This is a genomic window from Roseovarius sp. (assembly GCF_965277045.1).
Lineage (GTDB): Bacteria > Pseudomonadota > Alphaproteobacteria > Rhodobacterales > Rhodobacteraceae > Roseovarius.
The window spans coordinates 1,019,465-1,042,536 of sequence record NZ_OZ255712.1 but is presented as its reverse complement, the minus strand read 5'-3'; the positions used below and the strand labels follow the sequence as shown (position 1 = coordinate 1,042,536).

Here is a 23,072-nt window from a genome sequence, read left to right as displayed (position 1 = left end):
ATCCTTGCCTTTCCTGCCGCGCGGGGTGCAACGTCGGGGGGTCAACGCCCGAACCGACGCAGGAGTTCAACGCGGGCCTTTCCGGGGCGCGGCGCGGGCGGCAGCCGCGGAAACATTCGGTGGGAATGCGGGTTTGGGTTCGATAGGAAGGAAGTTGTGCGGCAGGCCCACCTTGCCGCCACGCGCAACGAAGCGACGGACAGGCCCGGGGGGTTTCTGATCATGGACGGGATCTACTGCGGACAACCGCCGCCGCCCGCAGAGCTTTGGGCAAGCTGGAACCTCGATCCGGCGGTTCTCGCGGCGCTCTTGGGGCTGACGGCGCTGCTGCGCCGCGAGCCTGCCGGGCTGGCGGCTGTCGCGGTTATGTTCGTCGCGTTCGTTTCGCCCTTGTGTGCGCTTTCCTCTGCCCTGTTTTCGGCGCGGGTGCTGCATCACGTTCTTCTGGTGGCGGTGGCGGCGCCGCTTCTGGCGGTGGTTAGGCGCGGGCGCGGCAGGACCGGCCTGGCCCTGCCCTTTTCGGCTTCGACGGCGGTCCTGTGGATATGGCACGTCCCGGCAAGCTACGACTTGGCGTTATCCAACGTGGCGGTCTACTGGCTGATGCAACTGACGTTGCTTGGCAGCGCCGTCTGGTTCTGGCGGGGCATCTTCGCCATCGAGGATGCACCCATCGACCGGCTGGTCTTCGTGGTGGCGGGGTTTGCGCAGATGGGCATGCTTGGCGCGATCCTGACATTTGCCCCCGCGCCGCTATACGCGGCGCATGCCGTAGCACCGTTCCTCTGGGGCCTCACGCCGCTTCAGGACCAGCAGCTGGGCGGGCTGATCATGTGGGTGCCGGCCGGTGTTCCCTATGCGGCGGCCGCCATCGTCGTGGCCCGGCGCTCCTGGTCGCACCTGTCCTCGGGGCCGGCATGACACTCGACTGGATCCTCTCGACCGTGCCGCTGCTCAAGCTGCTGCATGTCGCCGGGCTGACGCTGTGGTGCGGCGGACTGCTGGTACTGCCGCTCATGCTGGCCCGCCATGACCCTGCCGTCGTCGCCGACGATTATCGCATCATCCGGCACGCCACCCATATGACCTACACAATGATCGTCACCCCCGCCGCCGTGCTGACCGTCATCGCGGGAACCTGGTTGATCTTCCTGCGCGAGGTTTTCGTGCCATGGCTTTATGCCAAGCTCGCTTTCGTCGCGCTCCTTGTCGCCGTCCATGCCTGGATCGGCCACGTTCTGGTGAAGGTCGCCGAGAAGCCGGGCCGACACAGGCCGCCACACCCCCTGATGCCCGTCGCGGCCGCACTGGTGCCCTGCCTGTTCATACTCACCCTTGTTCTGGCGAAACCGACGCTGGACTGGATCAGCTTTCCCGAATGGATGACCGAACCCCGGGGCGGTCAGTTGCCCTTGGACGTCCCCAGCCGGTAATCGAAGACGAGCTTGCCCCCATGCCATCCCGTGAAGCCCACCACACAGACGCAAAGTGCCGACATCAGGATGCCGTAGGGCAGCACCGCCTCCTGATATCCGTAAAGTCGCTGTCCCCAGTTGGCCCCCAGAAGCGCCAGCAATGTGACCGCGATGATGAAATGCGTCCAGGCCGGGGCCCGCGCGCGGATACCCGGCACGAACAGCAGTTCGGCCGTGCCGGAAAGTCCCGCGAACATCCCGAACAGGAAACCGGTGCCCGCGGCCCACAAGGCCGCGCGCGCCCAGAACGCGTCGCCGGTCCACCAATAGAGCGCATCCGCCCCCAGGGTGCAGAAGGTCAGAGCGACCGGGAACGCCACGCTCATCGCGTGGATCGGATGGCCCAGGATCGCGATCTGCGATTCCGTTTCCCCATAGCCTGGACGTTCGCTGACCGGGTCGATCAGTTCCTCGTCTTCCTCGTTCACCATCGGTTCCGTCGCCATGCCGCCCCACTGTGTCGCACTGTCGTTGCGACTACAACGCTTGTGACGCTTGCCGGTTGCGAAGGGGCGCTGTCCGTCGTCGATCCGGCCGGACCGGCCGCCCGCGAGATCGCGACCCTGTGGTGGGTGCTGCTGGCCGGGGCGACGCTGATCTTCGCCTTGGTGATGGTACTGACGGCCCTGCCCTTCCTCCGCCGTGGCGGGCCGGGCAGCGAAAGGCACGGCATTCGCACCTGGGTGATCGGCCTTGGCCTGGCCTTTCCGATGGCCGTGCTTGCCGCGTTGCTGGCCTACGGCCTGGTGATCGGTGAACGCTTGCTGCCCCGCGCCGGCGACGAGGTCGTCGAGGTCACCGCGACCGGCAGCCGCGACGGCTGGGTGTTCACCTATGCCGACGCGGCCGACCGGACGACCAGCGCGGTGCTGCACATTCCCGCCGGGCGGCCAATCGATGTGGCGATCACGACCAAAGACGTGATCCACGCGTTCTGGGTGCCCCGGCTTGCCGGCAAGCTCGATGCGATCCCCGGCCATGTGAACATCCTGCGGATCGAGGCCGACGAGCCGGGCACCTACCGGGGCCTCAGCGCAGAGTTCAGCGGCCCGGGCTACGGCGACCTGACCTTCAGCGTCACCGCGCATGACGCGGCCGGCTGGACGGCCTTCCTTGCAGGTAACCCGAATGAACGCACTCCGGCGCCATCGCGCCCTCTCTCGCATCTGGGCGTCCGAGCCGGGCTTCCGCGGCTGGTTCTCGACCGTGAACCATACCGACCTGGGGCGGATGTTCCTCGTCACCGCCTTCTTCTTCTTCGTCGTCGGCGGGCTTCTGGCGATGCTGATCCGGGCCCAGCTTGCCACGCCGCATTCGGCCTTCGCGGGGCCCGAGATCTACAACCAGATCTTCACCATGCACGGGACCATCATGATGTTTCTCTTCGCCATCCCCACCTTCGAGGGGCTGGCGATCTATCTGCTGCCCAAGATGCTGGGCACCCGCGACCTGGCCTTCCCGCGGCTCACGGCCTATGGCTACTGGTGCTACGTCTTCGGCGGAACGATGCTTCTGATGTCGATGCTGCTGGGAATCGCCCCCGACGGCGGCTGGTTCATGTATCCCCCGCTCAGCGGCGCGATCCATTCGCCCGGGATCAACACCGATTTCTGGCTGATCGGCATCACCTTCGTCGAGATATCGGCCATCGCGGCGGCGGTCGAGATCACCGTCTCGATCCTGAAATACCGCGCGCCGGGCATGTCATTGGACAGGATGCCGATCTTCGCCTGGTATGCGCTGGTGACCGCGCTGATGATCCTGACGGGGTTTCCGCCGCTGATCCTCGGCTCCGTCCTGCTGGAGGTCGAGCGCGCCTTCGGCCTGCCGTTCTTCCAGGCCGAGCTGGGCGGTGACAGCCTGCTCTGGCAGCACCTGTTCTGGCTGTTCGGCCACCCCGAGGTCTACATCATCTTCCTGCCTGCCGCGGGCGTGATCTCGACCGTGCTGCCGGTGATGTGCCGCACCACGCTGCTGGGCTACGGCTGGATCGTCGCGGCGGCGGTGGCGCTGGCCTTCCTGTCCTTCGGGCTGTGGGTCCACCACATGTTCACCACCGGCATCCCGCACATGGGACTGGCCTTCTTCTCGGCCGCCTCGACGCTGGTGGCGGTGCCCACGTCGGTGCAGATCTTCGCGTGGATCGGCACCATGTGGCGGGGCCGGCCCGAGCTGCACATGCCGATGCTGCACATCCTGGGATTCTTCGTGACCTTCGTGATCGGCGGGCTAACCGGCGTGATGGTCGCCGTGGTGCCCTTCGACTGGCAGGTGCATGACACCGCCTTTGTCACCGCGCACCTGCATTATGTCCTGTTCGGCGGCTTCGTCTTTCCGGTGCTGGCCGGGATCTACTACTGGCTGCCGCATGTCACCGGGCGAAAGCGGTTCTTCCGGTTGGGGGAATTCGCCTTCGCACTGGTATTCACCGGATTCCACGTGACCTTCCTGGCCATGCACTGGGTCGGCCTCCTGGGCCAGCGCCGCCGCATCCCGACCTATGCGCCCGAGGATGGCTGGACCGCGATCAACCTGGTGTCCTCCATCGGCAGTTTCGTGCTGGCGATCGGTCTGGCGATGGTCCTTTTGGATATCATCCTCAATTCCGTGACGGCCTTGCGGGGCCGGCGAGATCCCTGGAAGGCAGGCACGCTGGAATGGGCGATGATGGTCCCGCCTCCGCCCTACAACTTCGCCAGCCTGCCGCAGGTCACCGACCGCGAGCCGCTGACGTGCGAACCGGACCTCGCGCTGCGGCTGGCCCGCGGCGAAGGCTACCTCGACAACCCCCGGCAGGGCTGCCGCGAGACGCTGACCGTCGACGTCGCCTCCGGCCGACCGGATTTCCACGTGATCTACCCGTCGAACACCCGCCTGCCGATCGTGATGTCCGCGGTCACGGGCCTGTTCTTCCTGTCGCTCCTGCTCAAGCTCTACTGGCTGACCCCCTTGGCCCTCGCCGGTGTGGCAGCGCTGGCCTGCCGCTGGGTCTGGGCGCTGGGCCGTCGCGACGATCTGCCCACGCAGGACATCGGCCACGGGCTGGAATTGCCCCCCGCCGCCGCGACCGACCGGGCGCCAGGCTGGTGGGGGTCGGTCTTCCTGCTGACGGCGAACGCCACCTTCTTCGGGTCGCTCCTATTCGGGTTCGCCTTTCTCTGGACCGTGGCCCCGGGCTGGCCGCCGCCTGCGTGGTTCACCCCCTCGGGCCTGGAAATCGGCATCGGCCTGGCGGGCGCGGCCACCGGACCCTTGGCCATGCGGGTGGCGATCCGGGGGGTACGCCGCGACGCCAACGTGCTGGCCGCGCTTGGACTGTCCTTCGCCGCCGCCTGCGCCATCGGGATCGCCTGCGCGGCGATGATGCTGCGCGCGCCGGACCCGGACGGGCACGCCTATGGCGCGACGCTGACGGTGCTGGGCGCCTACGGTCTGGTCCACGCGGGACTGGCCGCGCTGATGATCGCCGTCCTCACCGCCAAGGTCCGGGCCGGGCTGACGTCGGCCCGGCGCCGGGCGGATTTTCCGGTGGTTGGCCTCTGGGTCGATTACCTGGTCGCCACCGGAACACTGATCCTTCTGGCCGCGCACCTGCCCGGGTTCCTGTCATGACGGATGTCCTGCGTATACTGGTCTCGCCCCTGCTGTGGCTCGCCGCGTTCAGCGCGGTCTACGGGCTGCACGGATCGATCTGCGGCCACGGCCTGACGGGGACGATGTTCGGCGTAGGGCTGCCCGGCGTGCTGCTGGGCGCAGGCTATGCCCTGGCGATCCTGGCGCAACTGGCGCTTCTGGCCGCGCATTACTCCTGGCCGCACCCGTCATCCGACCTGGTCCGCTTCGTCAGCCTCGCCGGGGGCTGGGTGGGTCTGGTCGCCACCATCTGGACGCTTCTGCCGGTCGTGTCCATCACGACATGCAGTTGAGGTGCAGCTTTGACTTTGTCGGATCCCCTCACACCCTCAGGAGGCGCGCCATAGCCGGGTGGAGCCCGGAGGACCTGGTCGCCATCTTCTCGACCGGGCGCAACGCCCATGCGGCAGTCAACGGCGAGATGCAGTTGGTCATCCGGGATACCACCCAGTTCATGAGCGAAGAGGACCTTGCCGCCATGTCGGCCTTCCTTGTGGGGCTGAACGACGGCGGCGCGGCGCCGGCACGCTCCGGCGACAGGACCGGGACCGAGGCCCTGATCGCCTCGGCCGACCCGGACATGCCTCTGGGGGCCCGATTGTACATCGACAACTGCAACGCCTGCCATTTCGCCGACGGGCGCGGCGCCGACGAGGTCTTTCCAGAACTCGATGGAAATGCGCTGGTCACGGCGGAAAGCCCGACCGGGCTGATCTCGATGATCCTGAACGGCTCGGAACTGCCCTCGACGCCCAAGCGTCCCTACAGCCCGCGGATGCCCGGATTTGCAGACCGGCTGACGGACAAGGAGGCGGCAGAACTGGCCAGTTTCGTCCGGCAGGGCTGGTCAAACGACGCCGCGGGCGTCGGTGCGGATGATGTCGCCGACCTGCGCGGGGACGCGAAAGCCAAGGTCGAATGACCCGCAGGCGCCCGACTGGATGCGCAGGGCCTATTCCTTGCGCATCCACAACCGCGTCACTACCCAAAGCACCACGCCGATCCCGATCAGCACCGCAGCGATGAGGTATTGCGCCGGGTCGCGGCCCGTCCAGGGGCCGACAAGAAAGGCGCATGTCGCCGCGCCGGCCACGGCCACCCAGACCGGCGTGCGGAAATGCTCGTGATCGACCTTGTCGCGCTTGAGCACCAGCACCGCGATGTTGACGATGGTAAAGACACCCAGCAACAAAAGCGCCGTCGTGCCGCCCAGTTCCGGCACAGCACCCACGAAGGTGATCAGCCCCGCCGCCAGCAGCGTCGTGAAAATGATCGCCGTCACCGGCGTTTGCCGCGCCCGGTTCACCTTTCCCAGAACGGCAGGCAGCACCCCCTCCTCGCTCATGCCGTAGACAAGGCGACTGGCCATGAGCAGGTTGATCAGCGCGGAATTCCCCACCGCGATCATCGTGATCAGGCCGAAGATCCACGGCGGAAAGCCCGGGGCGCCTGCCTCCACGACCTTCAGAAGCGGCGTGTCACCCTCGGCCAGATCGTCGATCGGAACGATCGAGATCGCGACAATCGACACCACGAGGTAAAGAACCGCCGCGATGCCCAGCCCGGCAAACAGCATCCTCGGGAAGATGCGGCTCGGCTCCTTGGTCTCCTCGGCCATGTTCACGGAATCCTCGAAACCGACCATGGCAAAGAAGGCCAGCGTGGTGCCGGCGATCACCGGCCAGAAGACGCCATCCTCTTTGTCGCCGAACTCGAACGCCTTGCCGATGTCGGCCTCGCCGTTGCCAAAAACCATCATGCCGATGACCACGATGATGAACAGCCCGGTCAATTCGATGCAGGTGAAGACCGCGTTGACCATCACGCTTTCTCCGACGCCGCGCATGTTGATCAGCGCAACCGCACCGACAAAGGCCAAGCCGATCAGGGTCACCGCCCAGGCTCCAAGTTCCAGACCGAACCCGGTCGAAAAGTTCTCGGCAAAGGCACGGGCGGCGGTGGACGAGGATGTCAGGCCCGAGGACATGACGGCGAAGGCTACGAGGAACGTGACAAAGTGGATTCCAAAGGCCTTTTCCGTGTAAAGCGCCGCTCCGGCGGCCTTGGGATATTTCGTGACGAGTTCCAGGTAACTGCAGGCCGTCAGCGTCGCGACGACAAAGGCGACAAGGAAGGGCAGCCAGACGATGCCACCCACCTCTTCGGCGACTTTCCCGGTCAGGGCGTAAATGCCGGTGCCAAGGACGTCGCCCACAATGAACAATAAAAGCAGACCGGGGCCGATCGCACGCTTGAGCTTGCCATTTTCGTCACCCGACCCTTGTGCGGCGCCCTTGGTCGCGACATCGCTCACGGCAAATCCTCCGCCATCGGCCGCCGCCCGTACTTGTCCTGCTCATCCTCCAGAATGCGCCGAACCTCTGCGAGCAATGCTGCGGCCTTGCCGTCGGGTGCGCCATGCTCGGCGCTCTCTGCCGCGAGGTCGGTCAGGACCGAGTTCAGGAAGTTCATCCTTTCGCTCCAGGAATATCCCTCTTCGGCGAGAACCTCTTGCAACTCTCGCGGGGAAATCCAATCTCCATTCCGCGTTCGCAATTGACGGCTGTTTTCCTGCCTCATCACCCGGATCCTCCTGAATCGGTAACCGCCTGTGATCGCGACAGTTCCCGGCAGCGCGCGGCCTGTCCAGATGCGGCGTCTTTCCGCTCAATCCATCCGGTCTCCGACCAAGGTGAGGCCGGGACCCTTTGCGCGCAGAGAAAAGCTCCCTTGCCGCGAGGACCCATCGGAACATTATCCGCGCGCATCTGTTAGTCGAATTCATCACCAGTGTGCTCGAAAGAGGTTCAAATGAACGCCGAAACCGACCCCACGGACCGAAAGCACGGCGACATTTCCACGCCCGGCCGGCGCTCTGGCGCAGCCGGAGCGGCACGCCTGCGCGATCGGATCGACCGCGGCGCGGGTGGCGACAAGGTTGCATTCCAGGACCCCGCCGCTGCGCCGCTGGGCACGGACGACGAAGCGGCAGGAACTCCGCCGAGCGCGGCACAGGTGTCGACGGCCATGCAACAGGAGGGGACCCGATCGGCAAGCGCCGACCGCAAACCGGGACCGGAAGATAGGCAAGGCGACGGATCGCGGCGGCGCGCCCGGTGGGTCGTCGCCGGGCTCCTGGCACTGGCGGCCGTGGCAATCGCTTTCATCGTTGCGTGATTGGAACGCGGCGGATCGGCCGGTGTTGAATCAAGAGACCTGGTCATCGCGCGGCTGACTGTCCGGCTGTCACATCCGGCGCGGTGGACAAAGCCGGCGCAAGGAACACCGGGAGAACTGCATGACCGAAAGCACGCAGAACGATCGGCGGAAACCCCTGGTTCTGGTCACCGGGGCTGCCGGTAACCTTGGTGGCGCCCTGACGCGGCGGCTGGCGGATGACTACCGGGTGGTCGGCCTTGACCTGCAGGAAGCCGAGGACATCTTCGCCTTCGATATCACCGATGCGGCGTCGGTCGGCAGCGCATTGGAACAGGTCCGCTCACAGCATGGCGATCACATAGCCGCCGTCATCCACCTTGCCGCCTATTTCGACTTCTCGGGAGAGGACAGCCCGCTCTATGAGCAGGTCAACGTGGAGGGCACCCGCAACCTGCTGCGCGGGCTGCGGCAGTTCCGCGTCGACCGTTTCATCTATTCCGGCACCATGCTGGTGCACCGCCCCTCGGCCCCCGGGATCCCGGTCACCGAAGACACTCCGGTGGAGCCGGGCTGGGCCTATCCCGCCTCGAAGGCGCGCACCGAGGAGGTGATCCGCGCCGAACATGGCGGCATCCCCTATGCGCTGCTGCATCTTGCCGGCCTTTACGACGAACGCACAGCCGTGCCCACGCTCGCCGAGCAGATCCGCCGCATCTACGAACGCGACCCGAAATCGCACGCCTATTCCGGCGACCTGTCCACTGGCCAATCCTTCCTGCACAAGGACGACATGCTCGAGGCCTTCGCCCGCACGGTCGACCGCCGGGACGATCTGTCAGAGGACGTGAAGATCCTGGTCGGCGAGCGCGAGGCCATGGGCTATGACGCGCTGCAACGGCGCATCGCGCAGCTGATTCACGGCACCGAGGAGTGGCAGACGCTCTCGGTCCCCAAGCCGATCGCGGCCGCGGGGGCCTGGGCGCAGGTCAAGGCCGAGCCGGTCGTGCCGGATGATTTCGACCAGGGCGAGGAGCCTTTCATAAAGCCGTTCATGGTCCGGATGGCGGATGACCACTACGAGCTCGACATCTCCCGCGCCGAAGAATTGCTGGGCTGGACGCCCAAGCATTCGATCCGCGAGGAATTGCCGGCGATGATCGCCAGGCTCAAGAACGACCCGGCGGGCTGGTACGAGGCTAATGGTCTCACCAAGCCACACTGGCTTCAGGCGGCAAAGGATCGTGACGACCCCGAAGCGTTGCGCAGACGTCACGAAGACCAGTTCCGCACCGCTCATGCCCGAAACGTCTGGGCGCAGTTCCTCAACATCGGGCTGGGAGCCTGGGTGATCACCGCACCGGTGATCTGGGGCTACACGGACCTGACCGGCCTACTGGTCAGCGACATCGCCGCGGGTCTCGTGGTGGTGATCGGCAGTTTCCTGGCACTCTCCTGGCGCGCCGCACTGGTCCGCTGGGGGGTCGCTGCGGTCGCCGCCTGGATCATGACCGCGCCGCTGGTCTTCTGGACCGAGAGTGCCGCGGCCTATCTCAACGGCACGCTGGCAGGGGCGGCGATCTTTGGCCTTGCGGTCTGCACCCGCCCCGCCCCGGGGATCGGGACGATGGCGGCCACCACCGGGCCGACGATCCCGCTCGGCTGGGATTACTCTCCGTCCGACTGGACCCAGCGGATGCCGGTGATCGGGCTGGCCTTCATTGGGCTCTTTGTGTCACGCTACCTCGCGGCCTACCAGATGGGGCACGTAGACGGGGTCTGGGAGCCATTCTTCGCGGGCAGCCCCGACAACCCGCAGAACGGCACCGAGGAGATCATCACCTCCGATATCTCCAAGGCCTGGCCGGTGCCGGATGCCGGCCTTGGCGCGCTGACCTACCTGCTGGAGATCCTCATCGGCTTCATCGGCTCGGCCCGGCGCTGGCGCACGATGCCCTGGCTGGTGCTCATCTTCGGCATCATGATCGTTCCCCTGGGCGTGATCTCCATCACCTTCATCATCATCCAGCCGATCTTGCTGGGCACATGGTGCACGCTCTGCCTGATCACCGCCGCCGCCATGCTGGTCCAGATCCCCTACGCGGTGGACGAGCTGATCGCGACCTGCCAGTTACTGCGCCGCCGTCACCGGGCGGGTGCACCGATCCTGCGGGTCTTCCTGACCGGCGACACCGATGAGGGGCCGGACGACCGCCGCGACGAAAGCTTCGAGCGGCCCGCCGGCGCCGTGGTGCGCGAGATGATGGGCGGCGGCGTGAGCGTGACCTGGGGGCTGGCAGCCAGCGTGGCGATCGGCACCTGGCTGATGTTCACCCGGCTGACCCTGGGCACCGAGGGTACCCTGGCCAACACCGACCACCTGATCGGCGCGCTGGCAGTCACCATCGCCGTCAGCGCCATGGCCGAAAGCATCCGCGCCGCGCGGTTCCTCAACGTCTGCCTCGGCGCGGCGCTGGTCATTTGCGCGCTGGTGATGGAGGCCACCTGGCTCCAGAGCGGCGCCGACATCGCCGCCGGGCTGGCATTGATGGCCGTCAGCCTGCCGCGCGGACCTGTGCGCCACAACTACGGCGGCTGGTCGCGCGTGGTGGTATGAGCAAGGTTTGCAAGCCTGCCGCTCACAGTCGGCGCGGCCCTCTTCCTTGGGCCGGCGATGGGCGTCTGGTTCTCGGGCACGCGAATGTCCCGGCTGACCGATGGCGTGCTGCTGCCAGGCGGCATCACCCCGTTGCCCGTTAACGCGACTGTACGATCCACCTCGGTGGCACCGTCCTGCCGTTCGCACTCAAATGACGGAGAAACCGGCATGAACCACCCCGCGACCCATGCACTGAGCGATATTCTCGACGAACTCGAGCGCTCCGTTTCGGGTGAGGAGATTTCGGTCGAGGATGTGGTCGATATGTTTGGTCACTCTTCCTTCGCCGCGCTGATGCTGGCCTTCTCCCTGGTCTCCACCTCGCCGGCCAGCGCCATCCCCGGGATCACCGCCGTGGTGGCGGCGCTGGTCTTCATCCTCGTGGCGCAGATGATGGTGGGGCGAAAGAGCTTCTGGTTGCCGGGTTTCGTCACCCGTCGAAGGCTGTCGACCGCGAAGCTCTGCAAGGGCATCCGCTGGCTGCGGCGGCCCGTCCGTCTTGTCGAGCGCTTCCTGAAACCGCGACTGACCTGGCTGTTTCACCGTCCCTGGATGTGGCTGCCGTTGACCCTCGTGATGGCGCTCACATTGTTCATGCCGTTCATGGAGATCGTGCCAACGTCCGGCTCCATAGCTTCGGCTGTGATCGCGCTCTTCGCCGCCAGCCTATTGACCCGCGACGGCGTGTTGGCGCTTGTTTCGCTCGGCCTGCTGTCGATATTGCCTGTAGCGATCTATTATTGGGTCTGACACCAGAGCGGGCAATTCGGTTATTGCCACTACTTGGGCGGTCCGGATTTCTGAGGGTTTCTTGACGAATGTGAATCGACCGTCTTTACAGCCATGTGCACCTCAGGTGCTACGACAGCCTATAAACCCGCCATCATGGATACGGGACGCGAATAGTCTGAGCTGAGTCTACCAGAAGAACATCCCCAACGGCTACCGCTCGGGGGAAACTTCCGGGATTGCTATTTCTTTGCTACTTGACACCAGATGATAGATTATTCAATTAAAAACAATGAACTACAGCATGTCTCCCCAATCCATCATAGGGGCGACGTACAGGCGGGCGGCTCGGGTGGCGGGATCCGTCGGCATGAAAAAGTCTCCTCGGGCCGGACGCCAGCGTGGGTCAGCCCGTAGGATCTGTCATATTCATTTCCCAAGCCAAGCGCCACCCGTCGCCCGGCGCGCCCACTTTCAGAACGTTCGGCTGAGCGACACTTTCAGGGTCCGGCCCGGCGCCTTGCGGTTGGGCGAAGACAGGTGCCCCACGTAATCCGCATCGAAGGCATTCTCTATCCCGAACCGCACTTCGCTGCCTTCAAGCCAGCGCGTACCGGGTGCCCAGGTGGCGCGCAGGTTATGCACGGTCGTATCCCCCAGATCCGAGCCAAGCGCGTCAAAGCGGTCAGCGGCGTGAATAACCTCCCAGCTGAGATCGAGGTAATCCCCAACCCTTTGACCCACTGTCAGCTGCACCCGGTCTGCCGCAGAGTTGCGCCATGTCTGCGAGGTGCCGTCGGGATTGTACTCGTGCCCCTCGCCCAGGTGCCCGGCGAAGTCCACGTAGAACCCCCGGGCGGTCCCGTAGGACGCCTCGAGCTCGACCCCCTCGGTCGTGACACCGTCCAGATCATCTCCCATGGCGCCGGCCACGGTATAGGTCGTGATGTCCCACAGCTTCGTCTGGTACAGGTTCCCGCGCAGCGTGAACGAGTCGCCTTCTCGGAAGATGTCGGTTCCGGTGTAGGCGGCCCCGATCTCGAACGTGTGCGATTTCTCGGTCGTGGCCAGGCGGCGCTGCGCGGTGGCGGTGTCGCCCAGGTCGTCGATCGGCGGCAGCCCCTCGGTATAGGCCGCGCTGCCGAACACCGAAACGCCGTTGCCGAAATCATAGGCCACGGCCAAGCCGCCCATCAGCGCGTCACTTGAATAGCTGCGAGGCGCGCTCCCAAGCGCCCCCGAGCTTTTGATCCGCGATGTCTCGTACCGGATCGCGGGGGTCACGGTCGTCTGGCCGATGGTCATCTCGTTCACCACGAAGGCGGCGAAACGGTCGTCCGTCCCCCCCGGCGCGCTATTGGCATCAAGGCGCTTCTTGTGAATGCCCTCGATCCCCGCCAGCATGTCATGCTCGATCGTGCCGGTCGTGAACATCGCACGGTTCGACAGGGTCAGCTTGGTCGTCTGGTAGCGGTTGTCGGCGCAGATCACGCCAAAGAAGGGGTTGGCGCAGAACACGGCCACCGGCTGGCCGCCTTGAAGGGGCGAGCTTCCGTCGATGTAGGTATTGTCGATCTTCTGATCGGCGTAGGACAGGTTCGCGCGCAGATCGATCAGGTCGTTGGCGGGATTGAACCGGTACTCGACGGTCGTCTGTTTCGTGTCGGTCAGCCGGTCGACCCGGCCAAAACTGCCGGGCGTCGTCTGGAACTGGTCATAGGGCACATCCTTGTCGTCCGCCTCGGTCCGCGAATGGCTGAACATCAGCGAATGCGCATCGTCGTCGCCAAAGGTGAACCGCGCCTTGGCCAGGAACGACGGCGTCTCGAACGAACTGTTGCCGATCTTGGTGCCATCCCCGGCCTCCAGCGTGCCTTGGTCGCGCCAGGTATAGTTCAGCAGGAACTCCGCTCCCTTCGCCGGCATCCACGCGAGGTTGGTCGAGCTCACGAACCCGTTGCCGTTGGTGCTGAATTCCAGCGTCTGCGATCCGCCAAAACCCAGTTCCCCGCCCGTAAAGTCGGAAGCGTCCTTGGTTTCCAGCCGGACGACGCCGCCGACGATCCCCGAGCCGTAGGCAAAGCTGCCGATCGTGCCGCGCAGCACTTCGGCCTCTTTGTACAGAAACGGATCGGTGAAGAGCTGCGTTCCGATGCGGTAAAGCTCTTCCGACCCGACCGACGCGCCGTCGATCTGCACCGCGATCTTCTGATCCGACCCGTAGGTCGTGTTCGCGCCGAAGCCCCGGATGTTTATCCCCGACCCCTGCGGCGTGGTGCCGTTGACCAGCGTGACGCCGGGTACGGAATCGATCAGCTGCGCGACCGTGCTCGCCTGCCGGTCCTTGATCTCCTCTTCGTCAATGACGGTCCGCGACAACGCCGTGCCAAAACTGAGATCCCGTTTTCCGGGTGTCAGGATCAGCGTTCCCAGGAACCCCGGCTCCTCCTGCGCGGTGGCCGTTCCAGCCAGTGACAGACAGATCAGCGCGGTCGTGCCGCGCAACTTCATGGTGAGCATGCGCTCGCTCCTTTTGCAAAAGTAGAACCGTTGCTTGCAAAAGGCTGGCGCGGCGTTTTCGTCTTTTTCGATGATACCCATCGCGACGGGTTGCAGCGCTAAACCAATCCGACTAAAACAGTCAAGTAAATTCAAGAGCCACGCACCGTTGGAAGACCGGGCGCAGCCATCGGACCTGCACGCATACCGAAGGATGCCCCATGAGCGACCGCACCTCCCCAACCCCAGAAGACATTCGCGCCCATCGGGCGGAAAACCCCAAGCTACGCGCCCGCGATGCAGCACAGGCGTTGGACATTTCCGAGGCAGAGCTGGTGGCCGCCGAGGTGGGCCGGGGCGTGATGCGAATCGCGGCGCATCCCGACCGGGTTATCCCCGCCGCCGAACAGCTGGGCGAGGTCATGGCCCTGACCCGCGTCGAGGCCTGCGTGCATGAAAAGGTCGGTGAGTACGGCAACTATCATCCCGGCGATCATGCCGCGATGACCCTGACCGAGAATATCGACCTGCGAATCTTTCAATCCCACTGGGTACACGGGTTCGCGGTCGAAACCGAGACAGAGACGGGGCCACGCCGGTCGATCCAGATCTTCGATGCGGCGGGTGACGCGATCCACAAGATCCACCTGCGCGACTCCTCGCGACACGATGCCTGGGCCGGGCTGGTTGCGGACCTCGCCGTGGAAGATCAGTCCGACACGCAGGCGGTCGCACCCCGCCAGTCCACCGAAGCGCCGAAATCGCGCCTCGACAAGCGCGATATCCTGCGTGACGAGTGGGCGCGTCTGACCGACACCCACCAGTTTCTGCGTCTGTGTTCCAAGCTGAAGATTAATCGCCTCGGCGCTTACCGCATCGCTGGCGCACCCTTCGTGCGCCAGCTTGACCCCAAGGCGGTGGACGACATGCTGTACGCCGTGCGCGATGCCGGGATCGAGATCATGCTGTTCGTCGGCAACCGCGGCTGCATCCAGATCCATTCCGGTCCGATCGTCACCCTGCACCCGATGGGGCCGTGGCAGAACGTGATGGATCCTGGATTCAACCTTCACCTGCGGCGCGACAAGGTGGCGGAACTCTGGGCTGTCGAAAAGCCCACGCAACGCGGTCCGGCTGTCTCGGTCGAAGCCTTCGATGCCGATGGAGGCCTCATCTTCCAGTGTTTCGGCGTCGGCAAGGAAGGCCGCGATTCCCGCCCGGCCTGGGGCGAAATCGTCTCAAAGCTGAAATCGGCCGAAGAGGTGGCGGCATGACGTGCAAATCGGGTGCAAAGGCGGCATTCCTCGCGATCGGCATCTCGATGGTAGGTGCCGTAGCGGCCTTCTCCGTCAGCGGACAGCAGGCAAAGACCTCTGAAAACCCGCATGCCACGGTCCTGTCCATTGGCGGCTCCGTCACCGAAATCGTCGCGGCGCTGGGTCAGGAAGACCGGCTGAAGGCGCGCGATACGACGTCGACCTATCCGCCTTCTGTCGAAAGCCTGCCGGACGTGGGATATATGCGGGCGCTGTCGCCCGAGGGCATCCTGTCGGTCGGTCCGTCGCTCATCCTGTCCGAGGAAGGGGCCGGGCCGCCAGAGGCCCTTGACGTGATCCGCGCGGCAGACGTGACATTCGTCGAGGTTCCCGACGCGCTGACCACCGAAGGCATCCTGCGCAAGATCTCGGTCGTGGGCGATGCGCTCGACGTACCGGACCGGGCGGGCGCCCTGGCCGCCAAGGTCAAGGCCGAGATGCAGGCTGCAATATCGGATGCCGCACGTCCCGAGGGGGACAAGAAACGCGTCCTCTTCGTCCTGTCCACCCAAGGCGGCAAGATCAACGCGTCCGGCACCGGCACCGCGGCAGATGCCATTATCCGCATGGCGGGCGGGCTGAACGCGATCTCCGCGTTCGAAGGCTACAAGCAGATCACGGACGAGGCCGTTGGCCAGGCCGCACCGGACGTGATCGTGATGATGAACCGGACCGGCGACCATGCCATCACCGATGACGCGCTCTTCGACATGCCCGCGATCCGCCTGACCCCAGCGGCCCGAAAGCGCGCGGTCGTGCGGATGGACGGGCTCTTGATTCTGGGGTTCGGCCCTCGCACCGCCGAGGGTATCCGTAACCTGAACGCCGCGCTTTACGAACAGGGCAGCTAGGCGATGTCGGCGATCACGGATGTGCAGCGCCGTCCGCGCGACCGGGTGGCACGCGCCTACAGGCTGCATTGGCTCCTCTTGGCGATGCTGCTGCTTGCCTGTCTCGCCGGCCTTCAGGTCGGCGCCACGGATGTGCGCCTGTCCGACGTTTCCGCCCGGATATTTCAGGGCCAGCCACTGAGCCAGATGGAACGCGTGGTCCTGTGGGACATCCGTTTGCCGCGCCTCGTCATGGGCGTGCTGGTCGGCGCGGCGCTTGCCGTCTCGGGGGCGGTCATGCAGGGGCTGTTTCGCAACCCCCTGGCGGATCCGGGCATCGTCGGTGTCAGCGCCGGGGCCGGGCTGGGCGCGATCCTGGCGATCGTGCTGGGCGCGCAGGCACCGGCCTGGCTGGCAGGCGCGGTCGGAGCGCACGCGGTGCCGCTCGCAGCCTTTCTCGGCGGATGGGGATCGACCATCCTGCTTTACCGTGTCGCCACGCGTCGCGGACACACCTCCGTCGCCACGATGCTGCTGGCCGGCATCGCGCTCGGCGCCCTGGCCGGCGCGCTTTCGGGGGTGCTCGTCTACATGGCCGATGACCAGCAGCTGCGCGACCTCACGTTCTGGGGTCTCGGATCGCTTGCCGGGGCCAACTGGGCCAAGGTGCTGACGGCGGGCCCGATGATCCTGCTGGCCATGGGGGTCGCCCTGACCCTCAGTCGCGGTCTGAATGGCCTGGCCCTGGGCGAGGCCACGGCCGCGCATATCGGTATCCAGGTGCAGCGCGTGAAATTCCTGGCCATCCTCGCGGTCGCCGCGGCGACAGGGGCCGCCGTGTCGGTATCGGGCGGGATCGGTTTCGTCGGTATTGTGGTGCCGCACTTGCTGCGCCTGGCGTCGGGTCCGGATCACCGCCCGCTGCTGCTGAACGCAGCGCTTCTTGGCGCCATCCTGCTGGTGCTTGCGGATGTGATTGCCCGGGTGGTCATCGCCCCGGCGGAATTGCCCATCGGCATCGTCACCGCCGTCCTTGGCGCACCCGTTTTCCTGTGGATCCTGCTCAAACGCCGGGGGCTCGTGGACCTATGAGTTTCGTCGCAACGGACATCCATGTCTCCTACGGACGCCGCCGCGCGGTGCGCGGTGTCACCCTCGATGCCGCCCCGGGCGAGGTCACGGCGATCGTCGGTCCCAACGGCTCGGGCAAATCCACGTTGCTCGGTGCGATGACGGCCGCGTCCGCCTATCGCGGCACCGTCAGGCTTAACAGCCGGAACATCGCAGAGATGAAGCCGTGGGAATTGGCCGCGCAGCGTGCCGTGCTTCCGCAAGCGTCACGGCTTGCCTTCCCCTTCACGGTGATCGAGGTGGTACGCCTCGGACAGCAGGCCGGCACCGCCGGACAACACGCCGAGGTCGCCCTGGCGGCGCTTACGCGCGTCGGTCTGGCGGATTATGCCGACCGGACGTTCCAGGAACTCTCCGGCGGCGAAGCGCAGCGCGTGATGCTGGCCCGCGTGCTGGCCCAGGTCTGGACGCCGGTCGAGAACGGCCAGCCGCGCTGGCTCTTGCTGGACGAACCTGTCAGCAGCCTTGATATCGCGCACCAGTTGCAGGTCATGGAAATCGCCCGGGGGTTTGCCAGGGCGGGCGGTGGCGTCATCGCGGTCATGCACGATCTGAACCTCACCGCGCTCTACGCTCACCGGGTTGCCGTGCTGTCCGAGGGGCGGCGGCTGGCCTTCGGCACGCCTGCCGAGGTCTTGACCGACAGCATCCTGTCACGGGCCTATGGCTGCAGTTTGAGGGTTTCCGCTCCTCCCCCGTCGGGAGTGCCCTATATCCTGCCGCACGCGGCCTCTGCCTGAAAGGATCGTCCATGCGCCTCGCCACGCTTCTTCTCTGTCTCGCGCCACCTGCGCTGTCCCAGCCGGCCGCCGATATCGTCATCCTCGGCGAAGTCCACGACAACTCGGACGCGCATCTTGGCCAGGCCGCGGTGCTGGAAGAACTGCAACCGACCGCCGTAGTGTTCGAGATGCTGACCGCCGAAGAGGCAGACAAGGCCGACGCGCACCGGACCCGGATCGAGGCCGCCTGGGAGGCCAGCGGATGGCCCGACTATCCGATCTACGCGCCGCTCTTCGATGCATTGGGCGAAGCCCGGATCATCGGGGCGGCAGCGCCGCGTGACAGCGTCAAGACCGTCTATAGCGACGGGGCCGCCACCGTGTTCGGCCCAGACGCCACGCTTTACGGTCTGGACACCCCGTTGGCGCAAGAGGAACAGGCGACGCGCGAAGCGATGCAATTCGCGGCTCATTGCGAGGCCATGCCGTTGGACATGATGGGTGGCATGGTCGCCGTGCAACGCTACCGCGACGCGGTCTTCGCCCGCGCCGCGCTTGAGGCGCTGGAGGCATATGGTCCCCCTGTCGCCGTGATCGCCGGCAACGGTCACGCAAGAACCGACTGGGGCATTCCCGCGATGATCGCGCGCGCCGCGCCTCAGGTCACAACCCACGCCATCGGTTTCGTCGAGTCGCAAACCGATATACCTTTTGACGAGACCCGGATCGTCCCGCCAGCCGAGCGAGACGACCCCTGCGCGTCGCTTACCAACCAATGAGGCTTTCGATGTACCTTGCCATGAACCGTTTCACCGTCCCGCTGGAAAACGCCGCCGAGTTCGAACAGCTTTGGTTGACCCGCGAAAGCAGGCTGAAGGACATGGACGGCTTCGTGTCGTTTCACATGCTCAAGGGCCCGCAGGAAGAGGGCCGCGTCCTCTATGCGTCGCACACCGTCTGGGAAAGCGAAGAGCATTTCCGCGCTTGGACCACCAGTGCCGAATTCCGTGCCTCCCACGCGCGCGCCGGTGCAAGCCGCAAGCTGCACGAGGGTACACCGAAATTCGAAGGCTTCAGCGCGATCCAGAAGATTGACGCCGACGCACCCGCATGAAGCCCCGCGTTACCCGCACCGCGCCGGTCTTCCGCAGCTTCGACGAAGGCAAGGCGCGGGCGTTCTACGTGGACTGGCTGGGATTCGAGTGGACCGGCGAGGTGCGCGTCTTCCCCGACGCCCCGCTCTATGCCTTCCTGCGACTGGGGGATTTCCACCTTCATCTCAGCGAACATCACGGAGATGCCACGCCCGGCTCGACCGTGATGGTCCATGTCGACAACCTGCGCGACTGGCACGCCACCCTGCCGCCCTCCCCCAACATGCGGCCCGAGCCCCAGCTTTTACCCTGGGGGCTGCAGATGGAGGTGATCGACCCCTTCGGTAACCGCCTGCGCTTTCTGGATCAGGCCGCCGGTCGCTGAATGTCCCAGGCAAGCCCGCGGCGCTACCCGAGATTTCTTGACTGAAACAATCGGATTATTGTACGCATGCCACAAACCCGAGTCGAATAGTCGGGAAATTTCGCGCAGCGATCGTCACCCGGGGTCCGGCCACCGCGAATGGCAGCCCGCTTGTCATTGGAAGGAAACATGAATGATGCTCCCCGACCTTGACGCTCACGCCACGGCCCGGGCCGCAGAACCGCTTGGCCGGCACACAGCGTCAAGCCACGCGGTGAGGCCGTGATGAGCCGGACCAGCCCCGTCCCCGAGACGCGTCAGATCGTGGACCACGACGAAGGCGCCGTCTACGACGCCCGCGACCTGATCGTGAACGGGGTAAAGGCCAATATCGTCCTCGACGGCCAGACCTACACCTTGCGCATCACCCGCGCGGGCAATCTGATCCTGACGAAGTGAGACCCGCCGCCCCCGACCACCTGAACCCCATGCCAGACAGTGCTCAGACCATCTTCCAGCGAGGCCCCATGTCAAAAGTCCCAAGTCCCTGTATCGACGTCTGCAAGTTCAAGCGTGACGGCCATTGCATCGGCTGCTCGATGACCAAGGCGCAGAAATCCGCGTTCAAGCAACTGAAGAAGGACAAGCAGCGCGAGGCTTTCGTGGAACTGGTCGTCGCGCAGCAGACCGTCATGGGCCGCTACAAGCACTGGGACCAAGCCTATGCGAAGAAGTGCAAGAAAAAGAAAGTGTCGCTGACCGTTCTCGACGGCGGAAAAGCGGCTTGAGGCCGCGTCGCTCACGACTGCGCCGATAGCAATTCGAACCCGAGAGACAAACCAAGAGGCTCTTGAATGACATCTGCCCTGCAATGCCGCAACGGATCCGAAAGCGGCTTTGAAACCCAAGCGCTTGCCGGGCCAGGCCCGCTGATTGACCACCTACGGCACGTCGCTCGCGATGCGCGCTGCAAGAGTTACGTCGATTTTTTCGGGGCCTGCGCCGCGCTGTCTGTCAATGGGCATGTGGCCAGATACGCGGCCTCGGAGATCCTCGTGCGATGCCTGTCTCAGGCTCTGGGCCGGCGCCCGATCCTCTTTCGCGACGGAGAGTGTGAAACCTCCTTCGACGAGGACTGGCTGATGTCGCTGGCCCGCAGCATCAAGACGAACGACCAGGCAAGCACGACGTTCCTGCTGCATTCTCGCGTCCCCAAGCACGCCCACCGCAACCTCGTCTTTCTTCTGGGGACTGTCGCTGACAATTTCGCTCGGATTTAGAAAGATTCTAAATCGGCTTGCCGATCGGGTCATTGAGACCTAATTTGATCCTGCAAGCCAGCCATTTGCCAGCCAGCACCTTTCCCGGACACCAAATCAGGAGGCTCGAATGACCCAGACGGCCCAATCCCTTTCGACCGACGCCAACGCCCAGATCGCCGAGGCACTCAACCAATGCGTCGCGGAAACCGCCGTCGCGACGATGCTGGCGCAGAATTTCCACTGGAACGTGACCGGCATGGCCTTTGGCCCTCTGCACCAGCTCTTCCAGACAATGTACGAAGATCACTTCATTGCCCAGGACGACCTGGCCGAACGCATCAAGGCGTTGGACGGGCACGCCGAGGGAATGCTGGCCGGCATGCTGAAGCGCTCGAAAGTGCCCGAGGCCGAAGGGGTCCCCACCGCCGAAGAAATGATCCGTCTTTTGAAGGAAGCGCAGGAAACCCTGGCCGAAACAGTTGCCGGGGCCGGCGAACTGGCCGCCAAGCATGGCGACACGCTGACCGAGGACCTGTGCATCGCACGCGGACAGACGCACGAGAAATTCGCCTGGATGCTGCGCGCGCACCTCAAGTAAGCGTCGATACCCGATGATCCGGCCGATGTGACCCCGGACACCATTTTGGATGGCGGGCTTGCGCCATCCAAGTCTTTCAGGGTCGACGCAAGACCACAGTTTGCGCGCAATACAGCCTGTCTTGGCGTTTCGATTCGATGGTCGGGGTACATGGCCGAACAGGCGCCTCAATTTCCGATCTTTTAAATCAGGAATTGAGGTGTCCGACTGTTTTTGTAAGAGTCCTGCTGTCGACCGATTCTTACGGCTCAACGCCGCGATCGCTCATCTGACCGAATTGAGGGACTCCAATGCCACGTTTACTTCTCGCCGCAAGCGCGATCACACTTGGTTGTGCGGGCACCGCGCAGGCCCAAAGCGCACCCGAGGTGCTTGAAACCTACGCCGATATCGCACATGCCAACTACTCGGACAGCCTGACCACGGCAGAGGCGCTTGAAGCGGCCGTGGACGCGCTGATCGACACCCCGTCCGCCGACACGATGCACGCCGCCCGCCAGGCATGGCTTGAGGCACGCGTGCCCTACCAGCAGACAGAGGTCTTCCGGTTCGGCAATCCCATCGTCGACGACTGGGAAGGCAAGGTGAACGCCTGGCCGCTGGACGAGGGCCTGATCGACTATGTCGACGGTGCCTATGGCGGACCGACCGATGCCAACCAGTTCGCTGCGCTCAATGTCATCGCCAACCCGACCTTCACCCTGTCGGGCGAAGAGATCGACGCATCGGACATCACGCCCGCCCTGCTGGAAGACCAGTTGCACGAGGCCGACGGCATCGAAGCCAACGTGGCGACCGGCTATCACGCCATCGAGTTCCTTCTCTGGGGCCAGGATCTGAACGGCCATGACGACGGCGCCGGCAACCGTCCCTGGACCGACTATGCCCAGAGCGATGACTGCACCAACGAAAATTGCGACCGCCGGGCCGACTATCTTGCGGCCGCGACCGAACTTCTGGTGTCGGACCTTGAATGGATGGTGTCCCAATGGGCCGATGACGGCGCCGCCCGCGAAAATCTGATGCAGGACCCCAAGGCAGGGCTGTCGGCGATCCTCACCGGGATGGGCAGCCTCAGCTACGGCGAGACCGCGGGCGAACGTATGCGCCTCGGCCTGATGCTGAACGATCCCGAGGAAGAGCATTCGTGCTTCTCGGACAACACCCACAACGACCACTTCTACGACGGCGTCGGCATCCGCAACGTCTATCTCGGCGAATACGTGCGCACCGATGGCACGCTGGTCTCCGGTCCTTCCCTGTCGGACCTCGTGGCGCAGGATCACCCCGAGCTTGACCGCGAAATGCGCACCCGCCTCGCCGACGCCGTCCTTGCCCTTGGCCGGATCAAGTCCGCGGCCGAAGCGGGATTTGCCTATGACGAGATGCTGGCACGCGGCAACGCGGCCGGCGAGGCGCTTATCATGGGCGGCGTCGACGGTCTGATCGATCAAACCCGGTCAATCGAACGCGTGGTCAGCGCACTCGAGCTTGGCGGAATTGAGATCGAAGGCTCCGACAGCCTCGATGATCCCTCTGCTGTCTTTCAATAACGCCCGCGTGCGTCATGGGGTGCGCCCAGCGGCGCGCCCCTTTCTCTTGAT

General features: G+C 65.0%; 24 protein-coding genes and 1 pseudogene. 21 read left to right on the top strand and 4 right to left on the bottom strand.

Going from position 1 to position 23,072, the window contains the following annotated elements; genetic code table 11:
- Nucleotides 1-156 precede the first annotated feature (156 nt).
- Nucleotides 157-921, top strand: a complete 765-nt coding sequence (locus tag ACQY4V_RS05115) for a cytochrome c oxidase assembly protein (RefSeq protein WP_428515811.1) — start codon at nucleotides 157-159, stop codon at nucleotides 919-921.
- A complete protein-coding gene (locus tag ACQY4V_RS05110; protein ID WP_428515810.1) occupies nucleotides 918-1,433 on the top strand; it encodes a CopD family protein in 516 nt (171 codons plus the stop codon). Before ACQY4V_RS05115 ends, ACQY4V_RS05110 begins: the two co-directional genes overlap by 4 nt.
- On the opposite strand, the gene ACQY4V_RS05105 is transcribed toward ACQY4V_RS05110, so the two are convergent.
- Complete coding sequence (locus ACQY4V_RS05105) at nucleotides 1,403-1,921, bottom strand: DUF2231 domain-containing protein (RefSeq protein WP_428517164.1); 519 nt, start codon at nucleotides 1,919-1,921, stop codon at nucleotides 1,403-1,405. The genes ACQY4V_RS05110 and ACQY4V_RS05105 overlap by 31 nt on opposite strands.
- Between ACQY4V_RS05105 and ACQY4V_RS05100 the strand changes: the two are divergent.
- From ACQY4V_RS05100 to ACQY4V_RS05085, 4 genes and pseudogenes are all read left to right on the top strand, one after another.
- Nucleotides 1,814-2,467, top strand: a pseudogene (locus ACQY4V_RS05100) (cytochrome c oxidase subunit II); the annotation flags it as partial. The gene ACQY4V_RS05105 and the pseudogene ACQY4V_RS05100 overlap by 108 nt on opposite strands.
- A gap of 136 nt (nucleotides 2,468-2,603) precedes the next feature.
- Complete coding sequence (gene ctaD, locus ACQY4V_RS05095) at nucleotides 2,604-5,087, top strand: cytochrome c oxidase subunit I (protein WP_428515809.1); 2,484 nt, start codon at nucleotides 2,604-2,606, stop codon at nucleotides 5,085-5,087.
- Entirely contained in the window at nucleotides 5,084-5,401 is a 318-nt protein-coding gene (locus tag ACQY4V_RS05090; protein WP_428515808.1) for a hypothetical protein, read from the top strand. Before ctaD ends, ACQY4V_RS05090 begins: the two co-directional genes overlap by 4 nt.
- A gap of 128 nt (nucleotides 5,402-5,529) precedes the next feature.
- Nucleotides 5,530-6,030, top strand: a complete 501-nt coding sequence (locus tag ACQY4V_RS05085) for a c-type cytochrome (protein ID WP_428515807.1) — start codon at nucleotides 5,530-5,532, stop codon at nucleotides 6,028-6,030.
- A 30-nt stretch (nucleotides 6,031-6,060) separates the two neighbouring features.
- On the opposite strand, the gene ACQY4V_RS05080 is transcribed toward ACQY4V_RS05085, so the two are convergent.
- Nucleotides 6,061-7,422: an APC family permease gene (locus ACQY4V_RS05080; protein WP_428515806.1), complete on the bottom strand. Its 1,362-nt coding sequence runs from the start codon at nucleotides 7,420-7,422 to the stop codon at nucleotides 6,061-6,063.
- Nucleotides 7,419-7,580, bottom strand: a complete 162-nt coding sequence (locus ACQY4V_RS05075; protein WP_428515805.1) for a hypothetical protein — start codon at nucleotides 7,578-7,580, stop codon at nucleotides 7,419-7,421. Before ACQY4V_RS05075 ends, ACQY4V_RS05080 begins: the two co-directional genes overlap by 4 nt.
- Before the next feature lie 339 nt (nucleotides 7,581-7,919).
- Between ACQY4V_RS05075 and ACQY4V_RS05070 the strand changes: the two genes are divergently transcribed.
- The 3 genes from ACQY4V_RS05070 to ACQY4V_RS05060 all read left to right on the top strand — a co-directional run bounded on the left by ACQY4V_RS05070 (nucleotide 7,920) and on the right by ACQY4V_RS05060 (nucleotide 11,673).
- Nucleotides 7,920-8,285 carry a hypothetical protein gene (locus ACQY4V_RS05070; protein WP_428515804.1) on the top strand — a complete coding sequence of 122 codons (366 nt, stop codon included), beginning with the start codon at nucleotides 7,920-7,922 and terminating at the stop codon, nucleotides 8,283-8,285.
- A 121-nt stretch (nucleotides 8,286-8,406) separates the two neighbouring features.
- Complete coding sequence (locus ACQY4V_RS05065; protein WP_428515803.1) at nucleotides 8,407-10,881, top strand: vitamin K epoxide reductase family protein; 2,475 nt, start codon at nucleotides 8,407-8,409, stop codon at nucleotides 10,879-10,881.
- Between the two features lie 84 nt (nucleotides 10,882-10,965).
- Nucleotides 10,966-11,673 carry an exopolysaccharide biosynthesis protein gene (locus tag ACQY4V_RS05060; RefSeq protein WP_428515802.1) on the top strand — a complete coding sequence of 236 codons (708 nt, stop codon included), beginning with the start codon at nucleotides 10,966-10,968 and terminating at the stop codon, nucleotides 11,671-11,673.
- 453 nt (nucleotides 11,674-12,126) lie between these two features.
- Here the strand turns inward: ACQY4V_RS05060 and ACQY4V_RS05055 are convergent, their stop codons facing one another.
- Nucleotides 12,127-14,172: a TonB-dependent receptor domain-containing protein gene (locus ACQY4V_RS05055; RefSeq protein WP_428515801.1), complete on the bottom strand. Its 2,046-nt coding sequence runs from the start codon at nucleotides 14,170-14,172 to the stop codon at nucleotides 12,127-12,129.
- Between the two features lie 200 nt (nucleotides 14,173-14,372).
- Between ACQY4V_RS05055 and ACQY4V_RS05050 the strand changes: the two genes are divergently transcribed.
- The 12 genes from ACQY4V_RS05050 to ACQY4V_RS04995 all read left to right on the top strand — a co-directional run bounded on the left by ACQY4V_RS05050 (nucleotide 14,373) and on the right by ACQY4V_RS04995 (nucleotide 23,021).
- The gene (locus ACQY4V_RS05050; RefSeq protein ID WP_428515800.1) at nucleotides 14,373-15,425 is read left to right on the top strand and encodes a hemin-degrading factor; all 1,053 of its coding nucleotides are present in this window, start codon (nucleotides 14,373-14,375) and stop codon (nucleotides 15,423-15,425) included.
- Nucleotides 15,422-16,318 carry a heme/hemin ABC transporter substrate-binding protein gene (locus tag ACQY4V_RS05045; RefSeq protein WP_428515799.1) on the top strand — a complete coding sequence of 299 codons (897 nt, stop codon included), beginning with the start codon at nucleotides 15,422-15,424 and terminating at the stop codon, nucleotides 16,316-16,318. Before ACQY4V_RS05050 ends, ACQY4V_RS05045 begins: the two co-directional genes overlap by 4 nt.
- Before the next feature lie 3 nt (nucleotides 16,319-16,321).
- Nucleotides 16,322-17,389 (top strand): FecCD family ABC transporter permease, encoded by a 1,068-nt coding sequence (locus ACQY4V_RS05040; protein ID WP_428515798.1) that lies wholly within the window; start codon nucleotides 16,322-16,324, stop codon nucleotides 17,387-17,389.
- Nucleotides 17,386-18,168 carry a heme ABC transporter ATP-binding protein gene (locus ACQY4V_RS05035; RefSeq protein WP_428515797.1) on the top strand — a complete coding sequence of 261 codons (783 nt, stop codon included), beginning with the start codon at nucleotides 17,386-17,388 and terminating at the stop codon, nucleotides 18,166-18,168. The genes ACQY4V_RS05040 and ACQY4V_RS05035 overlap by 4 nt, the downstream gene beginning before the upstream one ends.
- An 11-nt stretch (nucleotides 18,169-18,179) precedes the next feature.
- A complete protein-coding gene (locus tag ACQY4V_RS05030) occupies nucleotides 18,180-18,929 on the top strand; it encodes a ChaN family lipoprotein (RefSeq protein ID WP_428515796.1) in 750 nt (249 codons plus the stop codon).
- Nucleotides 18,930-18,937: 8 nt separating this feature from the next.
- Complete coding sequence (locus ACQY4V_RS05025; protein WP_428517162.1) at nucleotides 18,938-19,264, top strand: antibiotic biosynthesis monooxygenase family protein; 327 nt, start codon at nucleotides 18,938-18,940, stop codon at nucleotides 19,262-19,264.
- Nucleotides 19,261-19,629, top strand: a complete 369-nt coding sequence (locus tag ACQY4V_RS05020) for a glyoxalase superfamily protein (protein ID WP_428515795.1) — start codon at nucleotides 19,261-19,263, stop codon at nucleotides 19,627-19,629. The genes ACQY4V_RS05025 and ACQY4V_RS05020 overlap by 4 nt, the downstream gene beginning before the upstream one ends.
- A 264-nt stretch (nucleotides 19,630-19,893) precedes the next feature.
- Entirely contained in the window at nucleotides 19,894-20,067 is a 174-nt protein-coding gene (hemP, locus tag ACQY4V_RS05015; RefSeq protein ID WP_428515794.1) for a hemin uptake protein HemP, read from the top strand.
- 68 nt (nucleotides 20,068-20,135) lie between these two features.
- Nucleotides 20,136-20,396 carry a DUF1289 domain-containing protein gene (locus ACQY4V_RS05010; RefSeq protein ID WP_152492031.1) on the top strand — a complete coding sequence of 87 codons (261 nt, stop codon included), beginning with the start codon at nucleotides 20,136-20,138 and terminating at the stop codon, nucleotides 20,394-20,396.
- A gap of 66 nt (nucleotides 20,397-20,462) precedes the next feature.
- Nucleotides 20,463-20,888 (top strand): hypothetical protein, encoded by a 426-nt coding sequence (locus ACQY4V_RS05005; RefSeq protein ID WP_428515793.1) that lies wholly within the window; start codon nucleotides 20,463-20,465, stop codon nucleotides 20,886-20,888.
- 109 nt (nucleotides 20,889-20,997) lie between these two features.
- Nucleotides 20,998-21,468: a Dps family protein gene (locus ACQY4V_RS05000; RefSeq protein ID WP_428515792.1), complete on the top strand. Its 471-nt coding sequence runs from the start codon at nucleotides 20,998-21,000 to the stop codon at nucleotides 21,466-21,468.
- 290 nt (nucleotides 21,469-21,758) lie between these two features.
- Nucleotides 21,759-23,021: an imelysin family protein gene (locus ACQY4V_RS04995; protein WP_428515791.1), complete on the top strand. Its 1,263-nt coding sequence runs from the start codon at nucleotides 21,759-21,761 to the stop codon at nucleotides 23,019-23,021.
- Nucleotides 23,022-23,072: the final 51 nt, after the last annotated feature.

Coding starts and splice junctions, on each gene's coding strand:
- ACQY4V_RS05110 (WP_428515810.1), top strand. CDS start 918: ATGACACTCGACTGGATCCTCTCGACCGTGCCGCTGCTCAAGCTGCTG.
- ACQY4V_RS05105 (WP_428517164.1), bottom strand. CDS start 1,921: ATGGCGACGGAACCGATGGTGAACGAGGAAGACGAGGAACTGATCGAC.
- ctaD (WP_428515809.1), top strand. CDS start 2,604: ATGAACGCACTCCGGCGCCATCGCGCCCTCTCTCGCATCTGGGCGTCC.
- ACQY4V_RS05090 (WP_428515808.1), top strand. CDS start 5,084: ATGACGGATGTCCTGCGTATACTGGTCTCGCCCCTGCTGTGGCTCGCC.
- ACQY4V_RS05085 (WP_428515807.1), top strand. CDS start 5,530: ATGCAGTTGGTCATCCGGGATACCACCCAGTTCATGAGCGAAGAGGAC.
- ACQY4V_RS05075 (WP_428515805.1), bottom strand. CDS start 7,580: ATGAACTTCCTGAACTCGGTCCTGACCGACCTCGCGGCAGAGAGCGCC.
- ACQY4V_RS05070 (WP_428515804.1), top strand. CDS start 7,920: ATGAACGCCGAAACCGACCCCACGGACCGAAAGCACGGCGACATTTCC.
- ACQY4V_RS05065 (WP_428515803.1), top strand. CDS start 8,407: ATGACCGAAAGCACGCAGAACGATCGGCGGAAACCCCTGGTTCTGGTC.
- ACQY4V_RS05060 (WP_428515802.1), top strand. CDS start 10,966: ATGTCCCGGCTGACCGATGGCGTGCTGCTGCCAGGCGGCATCACCCCG.
- ACQY4V_RS05055 (WP_428515801.1), bottom strand. CDS start 14,172: ATGCTCACCATGAAGTTGCGCGGCACGACCGCGCTGATCTGTCTGTCA.
- ACQY4V_RS05050 (WP_428515800.1), top strand. CDS start 14,373: ATGAGCGACCGCACCTCCCCAACCCCAGAAGACATTCGCGCCCATCGG.
- ACQY4V_RS05045 (WP_428515799.1), top strand. CDS start 15,422: ATGACGTGCAAATCGGGTGCAAAGGCGGCATTCCTCGCGATCGGCATC.
- ACQY4V_RS05040 (WP_428515798.1), top strand. CDS start 16,322: ATGTCGGCGATCACGGATGTGCAGCGCCGTCCGCGCGACCGGGTGGCA.
- ACQY4V_RS05035 (WP_428515797.1), top strand. CDS start 17,386: ATGAGTTTCGTCGCAACGGACATCCATGTCTCCTACGGACGCCGCCGC.
- ACQY4V_RS05030 (WP_428515796.1), top strand. CDS start 18,180: ATGCGCCTCGCCACGCTTCTTCTCTGTCTCGCGCCACCTGCGCTGTCC.
- ACQY4V_RS05025 (WP_428517162.1), top strand. CDS start 18,938: ATGTACCTTGCCATGAACCGTTTCACCGTCCCGCTGGAAAACGCCGCC.
- ACQY4V_RS05020 (WP_428515795.1), top strand. CDS start 19,261: ATGAAGCCCCGCGTTACCCGCACCGCGCCGGTCTTCCGCAGCTTCGAC.
- hemP (WP_428515794.1), top strand. CDS start 19,894: ATGAGCCGGACCAGCCCCGTCCCCGAGACGCGTCAGATCGTGGACCAC.
- ACQY4V_RS05010 (WP_152492031.1), top strand. CDS start 20,136: ATGTCAAAAGTCCCAAGTCCCTGTATCGACGTCTGCAAGTTCAAGCGT.
- ACQY4V_RS05005 (WP_428515793.1), top strand. CDS start 20,463: ATGACATCTGCCCTGCAATGCCGCAACGGATCCGAAAGCGGCTTTGAA.
- ACQY4V_RS05000 (WP_428515792.1), top strand. CDS start 20,998: ATGACCCAGACGGCCCAATCCCTTTCGACCGACGCCAACGCCCAGATC.
- ACQY4V_RS04995 (WP_428515791.1), top strand. CDS start 21,759: ATGCCACGTTTACTTCTCGCCGCAAGCGCGATCACACTTGGTTGTGCG.